Origin of the sequence: Pseudomonas sp. AK181, from assembly GCF_051122975.1 — a bacterium.
GTDB classification, from domain to species: Bacteria; Pseudomonadota; Gammaproteobacteria; order Pseudomonadales; family Pseudomonadaceae; genus Aquipseudomonas; species Aquipseudomonas lactis.
On record NZ_CP146348.1, the window covers coordinates 3,862,711 to 3,879,747 of the forward strand.

A 17,037-nucleotide genomic window follows, 5' to 3' on the forward strand; every position below is an offset into this window, starting at 1 on the left:
ATGGACGCATTGATTCTGTTGGGCAGCTTTGTTGTATTGATCCTGATTGGCATGCCCGTGGCCTATGCGTTAGGGCTGTCGGCGTTGATTGGCGCGTGGTGGATCGACATTCCGTTCCAGGCCCTGATGATTCAGATTGCAGGTGGGGTGAACAAGTTTTCGCTGATGGCGATTCCGTTCTTCGTGCTGGCCGGGGCGATCATGGCCGAGGGCGGCATGTCACGGCGCCTGGTGGCCTTTGCCGGGGTGCTGGTGGGTTTTGTGCGCGGTGGCTTGTCCCTGGTCAATATCATGGCTTCGACGTTTTTTGGCGCGATTTCCGGTTCGTCCGTGGCCGATACCGCCTCGGTCGGCTCGGTGCTGATCCCGGAGATGGAACGGCGTGGTTATCCACGCGAATTCGCCACCGCAGTGACCGTCAGCGGTTCGGTGCAGGCGCTGCTGACGCCGCCCAGCCATAACTCGGTGCTGTACTCCCTGGCGGCGGGCGGCACGGTTTCCATCGCCTCACTGTTTATGGCCGGCGTGGTGCCGGGCCTGATGATGAGCGCGTGCCTGATGGTGCTGTGCCTGATCTTCGCGAAAAAGCGCAACTACCCCAAAGGCGAAGTCATCCCCTTGAAGCAGGCGCTGAAGATCGCCGCCGATGCGCTCTGGGGCCTGATGGCCATGGTGATCATCCTCGGCGGCATCCTCTCGGGCATCTTCACCGCTACCGAGTCGGCGGCGATTGCGGTGTTGTGGGCATTCTTCGTGACCATGTTCATCTACCGCGACTACAAATGGCGCGAACTGCCCAAGCTGATGCATCGCACGGTGCGCACCATTTCCATCGTGATGATCCTGATCGCCTTCGCCGCCAGCTTCGGCTACATCATGACCCTGATGCAGATCCCGGCGAAGATCACCACGCTGTTCCTGACCCTGTCGGACAACCGCTACGTGATCCTGATGTGCATCAACGTCATGCTGTTGTTGCTCGGCACGGTGATGGACATGGCGCCGCTGATTCTGATCCTCACGCCGATCCTGATGCCGGTGATCCTGGGCATCGGCGTCGACCCGGTGCACTTCGGCATGATCATGCTGGTGAACCTGGGTATCGGCCTGATCACCCCGCCAGTGGGGGCGGTGCTGTTCGTCGGTGCGGCGGTGGGCAAGACCAGTATCGAGAAAACCGTGAAGGCATTGCTGCCGTTTTATGCGGTGTTGTTTTTGGTGCTGATTGCAGTGACCTACATCCCGGCGTTGTCGCTGTGGTTGCCCCATTTGGTGCTGTAAACCTTCTTTCAGAAACAAAGGTGAGCAACTGTGGGAGCTGGCTTGCCTGCGATAGCGGTGTATCAGTCATGGATGCATTGACTGACAGATCGCTATCGCAGGCAAGCCAGCTCCCACATTTGAATCCTCGGTGTTTGTTTTGACTTCATGAGGCAGGTCAATCGTGATTGAGCTTTCGGATCAATTCACCCATTTGGTACTCGCCCCCGCTATCGGCGGCAGCCTCGTCAACTGGACGGTACGCGCCACCGGGCAACCGCTGTTACGGCACAGCGATGCACAGGCGATCAATACGGGGCTGCCGGGCAAGCTGGGTTGCTATCCCTTGGCACCCTGGTCCAACCGAATCGCTCAAGGTGGGTTCGACAACCCCGATGGCTGGCTGGCACTGGCAGCCAATAGCCTCACTGATCCTTTTCCGATTCACGGTTCGGCCTGGCAGCAGGCATGGCAGGTGACAAGCCAGTCAGAACATGAAGTGGTGTTGGAGCTGCGCTGCGAAACGCCCTTCGCCTATCACGCCCGCCAGCGGGTGCGCTTGAACAACGGTGAGTTGAATATCGACTTGTGCGTGACTCACCTGGCCGAGCAACCAGCGTGGCATGGGTTGGGTTTGCATCCGTACTTGCCGCGCCGGCCGGGTACGCGGCTGCAGGCCAGGGCTGGGCAGGTGTGGATGAGTGATGCAGCCAAGCTGCCCACAGGGTTGGCACCGGTGCCCGAAAATTGGGATTTGCGGCAACTCAAAGGATTGCCAGAGGGGTTGGTGGATAACGGCTTTTGCGGCTGGGATGGGCACTGCCTGATCGAACAACCGGAGCTTGGCTACCGCCTCGAATGCCAGGCCAGCGGCACCGATTACTTCCTGCTGTACTGCCCGCCGGGGTTGGATTTTTTTTGCATCGAGCCGGTGAGTCATCCAGTGAATGCCCATCACCTGCCAGGCAGGCCTGGCCTGAAACTGCTGGAGCAAGGCCAGTCAACCCACCTGGCATTCAACCTGAAATACACTCCAAATGCCTGAACTGTAGGAGCGAGCTTGCTCGCGAAGAACTCACACGCGCCGCGTTCATTCAGAAAACACGCGTTATCGTTGACGTTTTTCGCGAGCAAGCTCGCTCCTACAGTTGGAACATGCGTCAGTGTCAGGGTGGGCTGTTTTTCAGGCGCCCGGCCGTATCGATACTCACCACCACCGACAACCCCGGCCGCAAGCGCTCGCTCTCAGCCTGGTCCGGGTCTACGGTGATGCGCACGGGCACCCGCTGGGCGATCTTGACGAAGTTGCCGGTGGCGTTGTCCGCCTGCAACAGGCTGAACTCGGAACCGGTGGCCGGGGAAATATGCTGCACCGTGCCATGGAATTTGCGGTGGTTCAGCGCATCCACGGTGAACGTCACCGGCTGGCCGACCTGCACATTGTCCATCTGGGTTTCTTTCATGTTGGCAATCACCCACAACTGCTTGGGCACCAGCGCCATCAGTTGCGCGCCGGAATTGACGTAAGCGCCCAGGCGCACGCCGATCTGCCCGAGCTGGCCATCCCGTGGCGCCGTGATGCGGGTATTGGACAGGTCGATGCGCGCCAGTTCCACCGCCGCCTCGGCGCTCGCGACGGCGGCCTCCAGGGAGCCGCGGTTGACGATCACCGTCTGCAAATCCTGGCGGGCAATTTCCAGGCTGGCCTGGGCCTGGGCCACGGCTGCGATGGTCTGCGCGTTGGCGGCACGGGTCACGTCCAGTTCGCGTTTGGAGACCGAACCGTCACTGATCAACTCTTCATTGCGGCGCAAATCCGCAGTGCTCTTGCGTGCCTGGGCCTGGCTGTCGACCAGCGCGGCCTGACGCAGCTTGATGGTCGCTTCGGCGCTGTTGCGTTGCTGTACCACATTGGCCAACGAGGCCTTTTGCACCGCCAGTTGCGCCAGGGCCTGGTCGAGGCGCTGCTTGTAGATACGGTCGTCCAGGCGCACCAGCAGGTCGCCGGTCTTGACGTACTGGAAGTCCTGCACCGGCACTTCGAACACATAGCCGCTGAGCTGCGGGCCGATAATCGTCACCTGCCCACGCACCAGGGCGTTCTCGGTGGTTTCCACCGCACTGCTGAACGGCGGCAGTTGCCAGGCATACAGCACGATCAGCACACCAATGATGGCGATGGCGGCAAAGCCCAGGGACGAGATGATACGCACGCGCAAAGGCCGCAATTGGGTCGGCACCGCGCCCGGCGGCGTGCTGCCTTCCGGCGTGGCGGCGATGGCGGTCGTGGTGGTGGTTGAAGGTTCGGTCATGAAGTCGCGCCGCTGGGTTGAACAGGAGGAGTTGCCTTGGTGGTGCTCATCAGCCACAGGCTGCGGGTGAAGATCCACAGCATGGTCAGGATCGCGATAATCGCGATCAGCATGAAGACATCGTTGTAAGCCATTACGTTCGCCTCACGGGTGGCCGCCGTGGCCAGGCTGCGGATGCCCATGAGGTTGCGCAGTTCCGGGTCGGCGACGACCTTGCCATAGGCCGCCCCACCACTCTGCACCCGCGCCGCCACAAGCGGGTCGATCAGGGTCAGGTGCTCGACGATCATGCTCGAATGATACTTCTCGCGCACGATCTGGAAGGTGCCCAGCAACGCCGCGCCGATCAGGCCGCCAAGGTTCTGGCAGATCCCGAACATCACCGAGAAGCTCACCAGGTTGCGCGGGTTGGTCAGCACATTCTTGGTGCCCAGCACCATGGTCGGCCCCAGGAAGAACGTACCGCCGAAGCCTAGCAGGAACTGGCTGATATAGAGGTTCTGCGGACGGGTCAGGTTGCTGGAAAAACTGTCCATCACGGAACCGGTCGCCATCAGCGCCAGGGAGATGATCAGCGGCATCAACAAGTGCGCCGGGTTGATCGTCAACGCGCTGACCACCAGCCCGGCAATCGCCCCGGCCAGCATCACCACGTACAGGGTATGCATCTGCTGGTAACTCATGTTCAGCATCTGCATGAACCCCACCGCACCGGTGGACTGCTCGGACAGCACCATGCGAATCAGCACCACCGCCAACGCCAGGCGGATCATCACACCGCTGCCCAGCCAGCGCGTCATCAGCATCGGGTTGCTGCGGTTATGCTCGATGGCCAGCCCGGCCATGATCAGCACCAGGGAACAGGCCGAGGCCACGCCGATCCACGGCGCTTCCAGCCACCAGTCAATACGCCCCAGGGACAGCACCGCGCAGAGCAAGGCCACACCGCTGGCGAGAATGGCAAAGGTGAGAAAATCGAGTTTTTCAAAGGTCTTGAAGCGATCGCCCGGCGGCAACTTGAGCAGGAACACGCAGCCCAGGCAGATCAGCGCCAGGCCCAGTTCGAACAAATACAGCCCGCGCCATTCAGCGATTTGCAGCAAGTCTTCGGAGAACAGCCGCGCCAGGGGCAGCGCCAATTGCGCGGTACCCAGCCCCAACACCAAAGCTTTCAACCGCCACTTGGCCGGGAATGCCTGGATCATGTAGTACAAGCCCAACGAACTCAGCGCCGCACCCACCATGCCATGAGCGGCCCGTACCGCAATCGCCGAACTGAGGTCATTGACGAACAAATGCCCGAAGGTCACCAGCGCGTAGAGCACCAGGAACACCTCGGTAAACGCGCGCAGGCCGAACTGCTGGCGAAACTTCACCAGCAGCAGGTTCATGCACACGTTGGTCATCACATAGGCGGCGGGCAGCCAGGCCATTTCCGCGGTGGTCGCGCCCAGGGCGCCTTGCAGGTATTGCAGGTTGGCGATAACCAGGGCGTTGCCCAGGCCACCGGTGATTGCCACCAGCACGCCGACCATCGCGAAGAGCCAGCGCTTATGTGTAGGGTGCAGCGGCGTCGACGGCGAGCCAGGCAGGCTCGGCCGCTCGTGGGGCTGCCAGGTGTGGGGGGTGTATTTATCCATTCGGTGACCTTGGTAAGCCGGGGTGCAAGGCCGGTGAATCCGTTACACAGAGGAACAGTAACCTGAGAGGCGTTCATCTTGCCATCTCGTGGACGCATTTGATCCTCAGGCAGACACAGCTAAATGTGGGAGATTCTATGGTTGAGGGGCAACCCTCAACCATAGAATCTCCCACACTGCAATCCATGCCGTTCTTAGAGAGAGGCTTTAAGCAACATACCGATTGCCACCATCACACACAGGCTAGCAAACCCCACTTGCAACGCACGCGCAGGAATCACCGAACACAACCGCCGCCCCGCCAACATGCCGACGACACTCGCGCCGATAAACGCCCAGCCCACCGGCTCGATGCTCACCCCCGCATGAAAGGCACCGGCCACGCCGATCAGCGACAGCAGGCTGACCACCATCAAGGAAGTGGCGACAATCCCGCGCATCTGCACGTCGGTCAGTTGCTTGAACGCCGGTACAATCAGGAAGCCGCCACCCACGCCCAGCAAACCCGACACGGCGCCGGTCACCGCGCCCAACGCTGCGAGGGTGGCGCTGCATTTGGCGGTCCAGGCCAGGCGCCCGGTCTGCTGGTTGAGCATGCAATTCTTCTGGCCCCACGACGCCGCGCCATGGTCACTCGGCCCAGCTTCGCGCTTTTCCCGTTGCAGCATGCGCCAGGCCACCAGCACCATCAGCGCACTGAACAGGCCCATCAGCACCGGCTCCGACAGTTGATGGGCGACGAACACACCCAACGGCGAAAACAGCGCGCCGAGCAACGCGATCAGTAGCGCCGCGCGGTAACGCACCAGGCCATGGCGTAAACCATCGATGGCCCCCACCGCTGCCGCTGCGCCCACCGCCAGCAATGACACCGGCGCGGCCTGGGTCATGGTCAAGCCCAGCCCCAGCACTAGCGCCGGCACCCCGAGGATGCCGCCGCCCGCGCCGGTCAGGCCCATGACCAGGCCCATCAATACCCCTAACAGACTGGCGAGCAGCATTCAGTCCACCTTGCTCAGGCGGGTCAGCCACTCGCGGCCCTTGAGCATGCCGTTCCAGTAGAACCACGGCAGCAGCGTGGCCTTGAGGAACCACATCGAACGGCGTGCCCGAGTAGGATCAAGGGGAAAGGTCGGCAGCAACTTGCCGCCGTAGCCGAACTCGGCCAGCACTACCTTGCCCTTCTCCACCGTCAGTGGGCAGGAACCGTAGCCGTCGTACTTGAGCAGCAATGGCGCCTGCTTGCGCAGGGCCAGCAGGTTTTCGGCCACCACCACGATTTGCTTGCGCACCGCTGCGGCCGTCTTAGCATTGGTGGTGCCGCACACATCGCCCAAGCCAAAGACGTGCGGGTAGCGCAGGTGCTGCAGGCTGTGGGGGTTCACTTCGCACCAGCCGGCGGCGTCGGCGAGCAGGCTTTCGCGGATAAAATCCGGGGCGACCTGCGGTGGTACGACGTGGAGCATGTCGAAAGTTTTCTCTTCGACCGTCGCGTTGCCTTGGGCGTCTTTGACTTCAAACCAGGCTTTGCGTGCCGGGCCGTCGACTTTCACCAGGGTGGAATTGAACGCCAGGCGCGCGTTGTATTTTTCCACGTACTTCATCAATGGCGGCACAAAGGTTGGCACACCAAACAACGCGGCGCCGGCCAGGTTGAATTCGACGTCGATGTGTTTGAGGTCGCCGTGCTTGAGCCAGTGGTCGCAGGACAGGTACATGGCTTTTTGCGGCGCGCCGGCGCATTTGATTGGCATGGCCGGCTGGGTGAACAACGCCTTGCCACCCTTGAGCTGCTGCACCAACTGCCAGGTGTAGGCGGCGTGCTCATAGCTGTAGTTGGAGGTGACGCCATGTTGGCCCAGGGTGTCTTGCAGGCCTTCGATTTTTTCCCAGGCCAGGCGCAGGCCGGGGCAGACGATGAGGTTCTTCCAGGTGACGCGCTGGCCGCTGTCGAGCACCAGGGTGTTTTCATCGGGCAGCAGTTCGCTGACGGCGGCCTGCACCCAGCTCACGCCATTGGGCAATACATCGGCCAGGGGCCGGCGGGTCTTTCGCAGGTCGTAGGCGCCGCCGCCGACGAGGGTCCAGGCCGGCTGGTAGCAGTGGTAGTCGTTAGGTTCGATGAGGGTGATGTTCAGGTGCGGGTCGCGCTTGAGCAGGCTGGCCAGCAGGCCGATGCCTGCCGAGCCGCCGCCGATGACTACGATATCGCCACTGATGGTGGGTCCCCAGTGTTGTTCGGTCATTGTCTACTGCCTTTTTGAGTCAATGCACACAAGGGTCGCTGCCGGATGGCGTCACGCCCAGCTTTTTATAACCGCGCCGCAATACAGGCCGGACAGGGTCTTCATCACTTGAATCACTTCGTGGCTGGCCAGCCCGTAGAAAATGTATTTGCCTTCCCGACGGGTGGCGACCAGCCCTTCATCGCGCAAGATGCCCAACTGTTGTGACAGGGTGGGCTGGCGTACGCCGGTCAAGGCTTCCAGCTCGCCGACGTTGCGCTCGCCCTGGGTCAACTGGCACAGGATCAACAAGCGGTCTTCATTGGCCAGGGCCTTGAGCAAGGCGCAGGCCTTGGACGCCGACGCACGCAACTGGGCGACCTCGCCCTCACTCAACGTAGATTCCATTTGCCTCGGGTCCTTTAAGTCACTTAAGCTCAAAACATTATGTGTAAACATAAACTGATTGTAACCACTTTTTTCCCAAACAGAGACAGCCGCCATGCCAGCGTTGATTCAAGCCTTTCTGGATGACGCATCGTCGACCTACACCTATATCGTCTATGAAGCCGATGGCGGCCCCTGCGCCATTGTCGACTCGGTGCTCAATTACGACCCGGCGTCCGGCCGCACCGACACCGCCCAGGCCGACAAGGTGATTGCCTTTGTGCGAGAGCATGGCCTGCACGTGCAGTGGCTGCTGGAAACCCACGCCCATGCCGACCACCTGTCCGCCGCGCCCTACCTGCGCCGCACCCTGGGCGGCAAGATCGCTATCGGCGAATCCATCAGCAAGGTGCAGGGAGTGTTCAAGAACCTGTTCAACCTGGAGCCGGAATTTCGCGTGGACGGCTCGCAGTTCGATCACCTGTTTGCGCCGGATGAAATCTTTCACATCGGCAACTTGAAGGCCCAGGCATTGCACGTGCCCGGACACACCCCCGCCGACATGGCCTATTTGATCGACGGCCGCTTGATCCTGGTGGGCGATACCCTGTTCATGCCCGACGTCGGCACCGCCCGTTGCGATTTCCCTGGTGGTGACGCACGGCAGTTGTACGCGTCGATGTGCAAGCTGCTGGCGTTCCCTTCAGACACCAAGCTGTACGTATGTCATGACTACCCACCCGAGGGTCGAGAAGCCAAATACCAGACCACCGTGGCGGAACAGCGGGCGGGCAATATCCATGTGCATGACGGCGTGGATGAAGCGGCGTTTGTAGAGATGCGCACCCAGCGCGATGCTGGATTGGGCATGCCAACGTTGTTGCTGCCGGCGATCCAGGTAAACGTGCGAGCGGGAAATATGCCGCCGGCAGAAGAGAACGGCGTGACCTACCTGAAAATCCCCCTCAACCAGCTCTAGAAGCACCGATCCCCCTGTGAGAGCTGGCTTGCTTGCGATAGCGGTGGGTCAGTTGGCCCAGTTGCTCCAGATACAACGCTGTAGCGCCCGACGGTAACTACGATGCGAAGCGAGTCGCTCGTGATCTTGCTCTTGATCTGCTTTTGATCTTAAGCGCCCCGTTAAACCACGCTGGCCGGAATTCGACAGGGATTTGGGGGGTAAACCGGCAGGGATGCCGGTTTAGCCGCCCCGCGCCATGGATGGCGCGTGGCGGCGGCCCCCCAAATCACTGGCGGATTACGGGCACACCGAGCCTAAGCGAGGTGCCGAGTGGTGGGGCAAGAGCCCTTTGGTTACTTTGGGGCTCTTTTCCAAAGTGACCCGCCGTCAGGCGGAACCCTAAGTGGCCGTTACCGCAGGAATGGATATGTACTCGGTATAACTGTGTTGACTGTCAGACCGCCTTCGCGAGCAAGCCCGCTCCCACAGTTGGACCGTGGGGCGTCAGGTAGATAGGTGTCGGCTGGCAGGCCGTCATCGCAGGCAAGCCAGCTCCCACAGTTGGATCGCCGGGTGTCAGGTAGATTGGTGTCGGCTGGCAGGCCGCCTTCGCGAGCAAGCCCGCTCCCACAGTTGGATTGCGGGGTGTCAGGTAGATTGACGTCGGCTGGCAGGCAAGCCCCACATTTTGCCCCGTATTGAATCAGGAACCCAGACTGATGCCGTTGGCTGGCAACGGCAACGCCGTTTTGTAGCGCACCTGCTTCAAGGCAAAGCTGGAGCGAATGTTCGCCACCCCCGGTACCTTGGTCAAAAAATCCATCATGAAACGCTCCAGCGACTGAATCGTGGGCACCAACACGCGAATCAAATAGTCTGGATCTCCAGCCATCAGGTAACACTCCATCACCTCCGGCCGGTCCGAAATCGCCCCTTCAAATTGCTGCAGCGCCAGCTCGTTCTGTTTCTCCAGGCTCACATGGATGAACACATTCACGTGCAGCCCCAGCAAATCAGCATCCAGCAGCGTGACCTGCTCACGAATCAACCCCAGTTCTTCCATCGCCTTGACCCGGTTGAAACACGGCGTGGGCGACAGGTTGACCGAGCGGGCCAGGTCGGCATTGGTGATCCGCGCATTCTCCTGCAGGGCGTTGAGAATGCCGATATCGGTACGGTCCAGTTTGCGCATGAGACAAAATCACCTGTTTATTATGTTTATGCAGTTTTTTTATCCGCAAATGGCCGGCGACGCAATGAAACACAGATAAATATTCTTCTACGCCACGCCTATGATTGTTGTAGGACAAGATTTCTTCTACCCGAAGACTGACTGTCAGCTAGCGCGCCCACTACAAGAAATTCACAAGATAGAGCGTAGAAAGCCATGACCCAGCCGTATGCACCGCTGCGCCTGCACGTTCCCGAACCCTCGGGCCGCCCAGGCTGCAAGACCGACTTCACCTACCTGCGTCTGACCGACGCCGGCCTGGTACGCAAACCCGCCATCGACGTAGAACCGGCCGACACCGCCGACCTGGCCAAGGGCCTGATCCGCGTGCTCGACGACCAGGGCCAGGCGCTCGGGCCGTGGGCCGAGGGTGTCTCCACCGAGATCATGCGCCGCGGCATGCGCGCCATGCTCAAGACGCGCATCTTCGACAACCGCATGGTGGTCGCCCAGCGTCAGAAAAAAATGTCGTTCTACATGCAAAGCCTTGGCGAAGAAGCCATCGGCAGCGCCCAGGCCCTGGCCTTGAACATCGACGACATGTGCTTTCCCACCTACCGCCAGCAAAGCATCCTGATGGCCCGCGACGTGCCGCTGGTAGACCTGATCTGCCAACTGCTGTCCAACGAGCGCGACCCGCTCAAGGGCCGCCAGTTGCCGATCATGTATTCGGTCAAGGAAGCGGGCTTCTTCACCATTTCCGGCAACCTCGCCACCCAATTCGTCCAGGGCGTGGGCTGGGGCATGGCCTCGGCGATCAAGGGCGATACCAAGATCGCCTCGGCCTGGATCGGCGACGGCGCCACCGCTGAATCGGACTTCCACACCGCCCTCACCTTCGCCCACGTGTACCGCGCGCCGGTGATCCTCAACGTGGTCAACAACCAGTGGGCCATCTCCACCTTCCAGGCCATCGCTGGCGGTGAAGCCACCACTTTCGCCGGACGCGGCGTCGGTTGCGGTATCGCCTCCCTGCGCGTGGACGGCAACGACTTTATCGCCGTGTACGCCGCCTCGGCCTGGGCCGCCGAGCGTGCGCGCCGCAACCTGGGGCCTACCCTGATCGAGTGGGTCACCTACCGCGCCGGCCCGCACTCCACCTCCGATGACCCATCCAAGTACCGTCCCGCCGACGACTGGAGCCACTTCCCCCTGGGCGACCCGATTGCCCGCCTCAAGCAGCACCTGATCAAGATTGGCCAGTGGTCCGAAGAGGAACACGCGGCGGTCAGTGCCGAACTTGAAGCCGAAGTGGTCAAGGCGCAGAAGGAAGCCGAACAGTACGGCACCCTGGCCGGTGGCCAGATTCCAAGCGCCGCGACCATGTTCGAGGATGTCTATAAAGAGATGCCGGAGCACTTGAAGCGCCAGCGTCAAGAGCTGGGGGTGTGACATGAACGACCACAACAACAGTATCGAACTGGAAACCGCCATGACCACCACCACCATGACCATGATCCAGGCCCTGCGCTCGGCCATGGATGTGATGCTTGAACGTGACGACAACGTGGTGGTGTTCGGCCAGGACGTCGGCTACTTCGGTGGCGTGTTCCGTTGCACCGAAGGCTTGCAGACCAAGTACGGCAGCTCGCGGGTGTTTGACGCGCCCATCTCGGAAAGCGGCATCGTCGGCGTGGCCGTGGGCATGGGCGCCTATGGCTTGCGCCCAGTGGCCGAAATCCAGTTCGCCGACTACGTCTACCCCGCCACTGACCAGATCATTTCCGAGGCGGCACGCCTGCGTTATCGCTCGGCCGGTCAATTCACCGCGCCACTGACCATGCGCATGCCCTGCGGCGGCGGCATCTATGGCGGCCAGACACACAGCCAGAGTATCGAAGCGGTGTTCACCCAAGTGTGCGGCCTGCGCACGGTGATGCCGTCCAACCCTTATGACGCCAAGGGCCTGCTGATCGCTTCCATCGAGAACGATGACCCGGTGATCTTCCTCGAACCCAAGCGCCTGTATAACGGCCCGTTCGACGGCCACCACGACCGCCCGGTAACGCCGTGGTCCAAACACCCCCAAGCCCAGGTGCCGGACGGCTACTACACCGTGCCCCTGGACGTGGCCGCCATCGTACGCCCAGGCTCGGCTGTAACCGTGCTGACCTACGGCACCACCGTGTATGTGTCGCAAGTCGCCGCTGAAGAAAGCGGCATCGACGCCGAAGTTATCGACCTGCGCAGCCTGTGGCCGCTGGACCTGGAGACCATCGTCAAATCGGTGAAAAAGACCGGCCGTTGCGTGGTGGTGCATGAGGCCACGCGCACCTGCGGCTTTGGTGCCGAGTTGGTCTCGCTGGTGCAAGAGCATTGCTTCCACCACTTGGAAGCGCCGATCGAACGCGTCACCGGTTGGGACACCCCCTACCCGCACGCGCAGGAGTGGGCGTATTTCCCAGGGCCGTCCCGAGTGGGCGCGGCGTTGAAACGGGTCATGGAGGTCTGAATGGGCACGCACGTTATCAAGATGCCGGACATTGGCGAAGGCATCGCGGAAGTTGAATTATCGGTATGGCATGTAAAGGTCGGCGACCTGGTGGTTGAAGACCAGGTGCTGGCGGATGTGATGACCGACAAGGCGATGGTGGATATTCCCTCGCCGGTCCACGGCAAGGTGATTTCTCTGGGCGGCGAGCCGGGTGAGGTCATGGCAGTGGGCAGTATTTTGATCAGCATTGAAGTGGAAGGCGCAGGCAATACCAAGGATGTGCCGGTGGTTGCCGAACCTGCGAAGGCCGCGCCTCCCGTGGCCGAAGCCAAACCGGTAACGGCGCCGGTAGCAAGCAAACCCGCTGCAGTAGTGAAAGCGCCGCAAGCGCCCGTGGCCCGTGAGGCCAGCGAACGTCCGTTGGCCTCGCCTGCCGTGCGCAAACACGCGCTGGATGCCGGGATTCAACTGCGCCTGGTGCAGGGCACCGGGCCTGCGGGCCGGATTCTGCATGAAGACCTGGAGGCTTACTTGCGCCAGGGCCCGGCAACGGGCGCCAGCGCCGCCAACCCGTATGCCGAGCGTACTGACGAACACCAGATCCCGGTGATCGGCATGCGCCGCAAGATCGCCCAGCGCATGCAGGACGCCACGCGCCGCGCCGCGCATTTCAGCTACGTGGAAGAAATCGACGTCACCGCCCTCGACGAGTTGCGCGTGCACCTTAACGAGAAGCACGGTGCGACACGCGGCAAGCTGACCCTGCTGCCGTTTATCGTGCGGGCCATGGTTGTCGCCTTGCGCGACTTCCCGCAGATCAATGCGCGTTACGACGACGAAGCCCAGGTCATCACGCGCCTTGGCGCCGTGCACGTGGGCGTCGCCACCCAGAGCGACGTGGGCCTGATGGTGCCGGTGGTACGCCACGCCGAAGCCCGCAGCCTGTGGGGCACTGCGGAAGAAATCGCGCGTTTGGCCAACGCCGCACGTACAGGCAAGGCCAGCCGTGAAGAGCTGTCCGGCTCTACCATTACCCTGACCAGCCTCGGCGCCCTGGGCGGCATTGTCAGCACACCGGTGCTGAACCTGCCGGAGGTGGCCATCGTCGGCGTCAACCGCATTGTTGAGCGGCCGATGGTGATCAAGGGCCAGATCGTGGTGCGCAAGATGATGAACCTCTCCAGCTCCTTCGATCACCGCGTGGTCGATGGCATGGACGCGGCGCAATTCATCCAGGCCATTCGCGGCCTGCTCGAACAACCCGCCAGCCTGTTCCTGGAGTAAGGGCATGACTCAGACATTGCATACCACGCTGCTGATTATCGGCGGCGGCCCTGGCGGTTATGTGGCGGCGATTCGCGCAGGCCAACTGGGCATCCCGACCCTCCTGGTGGAAGGCCAGGCATTGGGCGGCACCTGCCTGAACATCGGCTGCATTCCCTCCAAGGCGCTGATTCATGTGGCCGAACAGTTCCAGCAAACCGTGCACCATAGCCAGGGCTCGCAACTGGGCATCGAAGTGGATGTGCCCACCCTGGACATCCGCAAGAGCGTGGAATGGAAGGACGGCATCGTCGACCGCCTGACCACCGGCGTCGCCGCACTGCTGAAAAAACACAAGGTGCAGGTGATCCATGGCTGGGCCAAGGTCATCGACGGCAAGACGGTTGAGGTGGGCGACCAGCGCATCCAGTGCGAGCACCTGCTGCTGGCCACCGGTTCGAAAAGCGTCAACCTGCCGATGCTGCCGATTGGCGGGCCGATCATTTCCTCCACCGAAGCCCTAGCACCGACACACGTGCCCAAGCGCCTGATCGTGGTGGGCGGTGGTTATATCGGCCTGGAACTGGGAATTGCCTACCGCAAGCTGGGTGCCGACGTCAGTGTGGTCGAGGCTCAGGCCCACATTCTGCCGGCCTACGACGCCGAACTGACCCTGCCGGTGGCTGAATCCCTGAAGAAACTCGGCGTGAAGCTGTACCTGGAACACAGCGTCACCGGTTTTACCGACGGCAAACTGCAAGTACGTGCGCCCAACGGCGACACCCTGGCGCTGGACACCGACCAGGTGCTGGTAGCCGTGGGGCGCAAACCCAACACCCAAGGCTGGAACCTCGAAGCGCTGAACCTGGACATGAACGGCGCGGCGATCAAGATCGACAGCCGCTGCCAGACCAGCATGCGCAACGTGTACGCCATCGGAGACCTGAGTGGCGAGCCGATGCTGGCGCACCGGGCCATGGCCCAGGGCGAAATGGTTGCCGAGCTGATCAGCGGCAAAGCCCGCGAATTCAACCCGGCGGCGATACCCGCGGTGTGCTTTACCGACCCGGAACTGGTGGTGGTCGGCCAGACCCCGGACGAGGCCAAGGCGGCGGGCCTGGACTGCATCGTGTCGAGCTTCCCGTTCGCCGCCAATGGCCGGGCGATGACGCTGGAGTCCAAAGCCGGCTTCGTGCGGGTGGTGGCGCGGCGTGACAATCACCTGATTGTGGGCTGGCAAGCCGTGGGGGCTGGGGTATCCGAGCTGTCGACCGCGTTCGGCCTGAGCCTGGAAATGGGCGCGCGCCTGGAAGACGTGGCCGGCACCATCCACGCCCACCCGACCCTGGGTGAAGCGGTGCAGGAAGCCGCGCTGCGGGCATTGGGGCACGCGTTGCACCTGTAAAGCCGTGGCGAGGCCATCGCGGGCAAGCCCGGCTCCCACATTGGAATACGTTCCAAGTGTGGGAGCTGGCTTGCCTGCGATAGCGGTGGATCAGCCAATGCAGATGTTGAATGGTCCGCCGCCCTGCTCCCACACCGGCCAAGAATGCAGTATTGTTGCGCCATCCAGAAAAAAAACCGACTTGACCAGAGATAGAGGGTGTCATGGGTAACGAGAGCATCAATTGGGACAAGCTGGGTTTTGACTACATCAAGACCGACAAGCGGTTTCTCCAGGTCTGGAAAAACGGCGAATGGCAAGCTGGCACCCTGACCGACGACAATGTGCTGCACATCAGCGAGGGCTCCACTGCCCTGCATTATGGCCAGCAATGCTTCGAGGGCCTGAAGGCCTACCGTTGCAAGGACGGTTCGATCAACCTGTTCCGCCCGGACCAGAACGCCGCCCGCATGCAGCGCAGCTGTGGCCGCCTGCTGATGCCGCAAGTGCCGACCGACGCGTTCATCGACGCCTGCAAACAAGTGGTCAAGGCCAACGAGCGCTTCATCCCGCCGTACGGCAGTGGCGGCGCGCTGTACCTGCGCCCGTTCGTGATCGGCACCGGTGACAACATCGGCGTGCGTACCGCGCCGGAATTCATCTTCTCGGTGTTCTGCATCCCGGTCGGTGCCTACTTCAAGGGCGGCCTGGTGCCGCACAACTTCCAGATCTCCGGCTACGACCGCGCCGCGCCGCAAGGCACCGGTGCCGCCAAGGTCGGTGGCAACTACGCCGCCAGCCTGATGCCGGGTTCGGAAGCGAAGAAATCCGGCTTCGCCGACGCGATCTACCTGGACCCGATGACCCACTCGAAAATCGAAGAAGTCGGCTCGGCCAACTTCTTCGGGATCACCCACGACAACCAGTTCATCACACCGAAGTCGCCTTCGGTATTGCCAGGCATCACCCGCCTGTCGCTGATCGAACTGGCCCAGACCCGCCTGGGCCTGGAAGTGGTCGAGGGCGAAGTGTTCATCGACAAGCTGGACCAATTCAAGGAAGCCGGCGCCTGCGGTACCGCTGCGGTGATCTCGCCTATCGGCGGCATCCAGTACAACGGCAAGCTGCACGTGTTCCACAGCGAAACCGAAGTGGGCCCGATCACCCAGAAGCTCTACAAAGAGCTGACCGGTGTGCAGACCGGTGACGTGGAAGCGCCAGCGGGTTGGATCGTCAAGGTCTGATAGCCACAAACGCCAGCGACACCACAAAAACCTGTGGGAGCTGGCTTGCCTGCGATAGCAATCTGTCAGCCAGCATATTGGCTACAGACCCACCGCTATCGCAGGCAAGCCAGCTCCCACACTGTTTTCTGCGCCTTCAAGAGCGTGGCGCAATATTCTCGGCAATCTTCTTGCCCATACTGATCTTCGGCCCCACCCCATACCCCAGCGCCTCATAAAGCCCTAAGTTGTCCGGCGGGACGCGGAGCGTCCCAGGCGGCATTCCCACGCAGAGCGCGGGAACGATCAACTGTAAATGCATCCACCCTGTCAAGTTTGACAGTAGAGCTGCGCAGTGATCGAGATTATAAATGCAGAGGCTGGATTCTCACCAAACCTCAAGGAGATACCTCATGGGCAGCTTTATCATTCACCTCACGACAGATGACTTCGAAGGTGACGCAAGCAAAGAAATATTGATGGAAGTATTGAATGGCCCCGACGATCCCGACCCTCTTCTGGTGTATGCCAGTTCCAGCCAAAAAAATGGTTTTTATGACCGTTCTTCAAGCCCGGGGGATGCCGACGGTGACGGCGATGTCGAAGGGGATATTGATGACAAGATCCTGTTTCTGAACTTGGCGAATGCGTTTGCGGCAATGAAAGGCTATACCGCGAAGCGGAAAAAAAAATAAGCGTAAGCCTTAACGGTTAGAC

General features: G+C 61.4%; 15 protein-coding genes. 9 read left to right on the forward strand and 6 right to left on the reverse strand.

Annotated features, from left to right (window positions below; genetic code table 11):
- Positions 1-1,281, forward strand: coding sequence for a TRAP transporter large permease (locus V8689_RS17480; protein ID WP_056788017.1), 1,281 nt, complete (start codon positions 1-3; stop codon positions 1,279-1,281).
- 163 nt (positions 1,282-1,444) lie between these two features.
- Positions 1,445-2,305 carry an aldose 1-epimerase gene (locus V8689_RS17485; RefSeq protein ID WP_056788020.1) on the forward strand — a complete coding sequence of 287 codons (861 nt, stop codon included), beginning with the start codon at positions 1,445-1,447 and terminating at the stop codon, positions 2,303-2,305.
- A gap of 121 nt (positions 2,306-2,426) precedes the next feature.
- Here V8689_RS17485 and V8689_RS17490 read toward each other — a convergent pair whose 3' ends face one another.
- The 5 genes from V8689_RS17490 to V8689_RS17510 all read right to left on the reverse strand — a co-directional run bounded on the left by V8689_RS17490 (position 2,427) and on the right by V8689_RS17510 (position 7,845).
- On the reverse strand, positions 2,427-3,572 hold the full coding sequence (locus tag V8689_RS17490) for an HlyD family secretion protein (RefSeq protein WP_003192298.1): 1,146 nt from the start codon (positions 3,570-3,572) through the stop codon (positions 2,427-2,429).
- A complete protein-coding gene (locus tag V8689_RS17495) occupies positions 3,569-5,212 on the reverse strand; it encodes an MFS transporter (protein ID WP_056788024.1) in 1,644 nt (547 codons plus the stop codon). The genes V8689_RS17490 and V8689_RS17495 overlap by 4 nt, the downstream gene beginning before the upstream one ends.
- Before the next feature lie 194 nt (positions 5,213-5,406).
- Positions 5,407-6,213, reverse strand: a complete 807-nt coding sequence (locus V8689_RS17500) for a sulfite exporter TauE/SafE family protein (protein WP_056788028.1) — start codon at positions 6,211-6,213, stop codon at positions 5,407-5,409.
- The gene (locus V8689_RS17505) at positions 6,214-7,458 is read right to left on the reverse strand and encodes an NAD(P)/FAD-dependent oxidoreductase (RefSeq protein ID WP_056788033.1); all 1,245 of its coding nucleotides are present in this window, start codon (positions 7,456-7,458) and stop codon (positions 6,214-6,216) included.
- A gap of 51 nt (positions 7,459-7,509) precedes the next feature.
- Positions 7,510-7,845 carry an ArsR/SmtB family transcription factor gene (locus V8689_RS17510; protein ID WP_003174875.1) on the reverse strand — a complete coding sequence of 112 codons (336 nt, stop codon included), beginning with the start codon at positions 7,843-7,845 and terminating at the stop codon, positions 7,510-7,512.
- Between the two features lie 94 nt (positions 7,846-7,939).
- On the opposite strand from V8689_RS17510, the gene V8689_RS17515 reads away from it, so the two are divergent.
- Entirely contained in the window at positions 7,940-8,803 is an 864-nt protein-coding gene (locus V8689_RS17515) for an MBL fold metallo-hydrolase (RefSeq protein WP_056788037.1), read from the forward strand.
- A gap of 685 nt (positions 8,804-9,488) precedes the next feature.
- On the opposite strand, the gene bkdR is transcribed toward V8689_RS17515, so the two are convergent.
- Positions 9,489-9,977, reverse strand: coding sequence for a Bkd operon transcriptional regulator BkdR (gene bkdR / locus V8689_RS17520; protein WP_003174877.1), 489 nt, complete (start codon positions 9,975-9,977; stop codon positions 9,489-9,491).
- Between the two features lie 195 nt (positions 9,978-10,172).
- On the opposite strand from bkdR, the gene V8689_RS17525 reads away from it, so the two are divergent.
- From V8689_RS17525 to V8689_RS17550, 6 genes are all read left to right on the forward strand, one after another.
- Positions 10,173-11,408 (forward strand): 3-methyl-2-oxobutanoate dehydrogenase (2-methylpropanoyl-transferring) subunit alpha, encoded by a 1,236-nt coding sequence (locus V8689_RS17525; RefSeq protein WP_003192305.1) that lies wholly within the window; start codon positions 10,173-10,175, stop codon positions 11,406-11,408.
- A gap of 1 nt (position 11,409) precedes the next feature.
- Entirely contained in the window at positions 11,410-12,468 is a 1,059-nt protein-coding gene (locus V8689_RS17530; RefSeq protein WP_003192306.1) for an alpha-ketoacid dehydrogenase subunit beta, read from the forward strand.
- Positions 12,469-13,734, forward strand: coding sequence for a dihydrolipoamide acetyltransferase family protein (locus V8689_RS17535; protein ID WP_056788041.1), 1,266 nt, complete (start codon positions 12,469-12,471; stop codon positions 13,732-13,734). It abuts the gene before it with no gap.
- Between the two features lie 4 nt (positions 13,735-13,738).
- Positions 13,739-15,118 carry a dihydrolipoyl dehydrogenase gene (gene lpdA / locus V8689_RS17540; RefSeq protein WP_056788044.1) on the forward strand — a complete coding sequence of 460 codons (1,380 nt, stop codon included), beginning with the start codon at positions 13,739-13,741 and terminating at the stop codon, positions 15,116-15,118.
- Between the two features lie 203 nt (positions 15,119-15,321).
- The gene (locus tag V8689_RS17545; protein ID WP_003192309.1) at positions 15,322-16,341 is read left to right on the forward strand and encodes a branched-chain amino acid aminotransferase; all 1,020 of its coding nucleotides are present in this window, start codon (positions 15,322-15,324) and stop codon (positions 16,339-16,341) included.
- A 392-nt stretch (positions 16,342-16,733) separates the two neighbouring features.
- Positions 16,734-17,015 carry a hypothetical protein gene (locus tag V8689_RS17550; RefSeq protein ID WP_056788048.1) on the forward strand — a complete coding sequence of 94 codons (282 nt, stop codon included), beginning with the start codon at positions 16,734-16,736 and terminating at the stop codon, positions 17,013-17,015.
- The last annotated feature ends 22 nt before the right edge of the window (positions 17,016-17,037 follow it).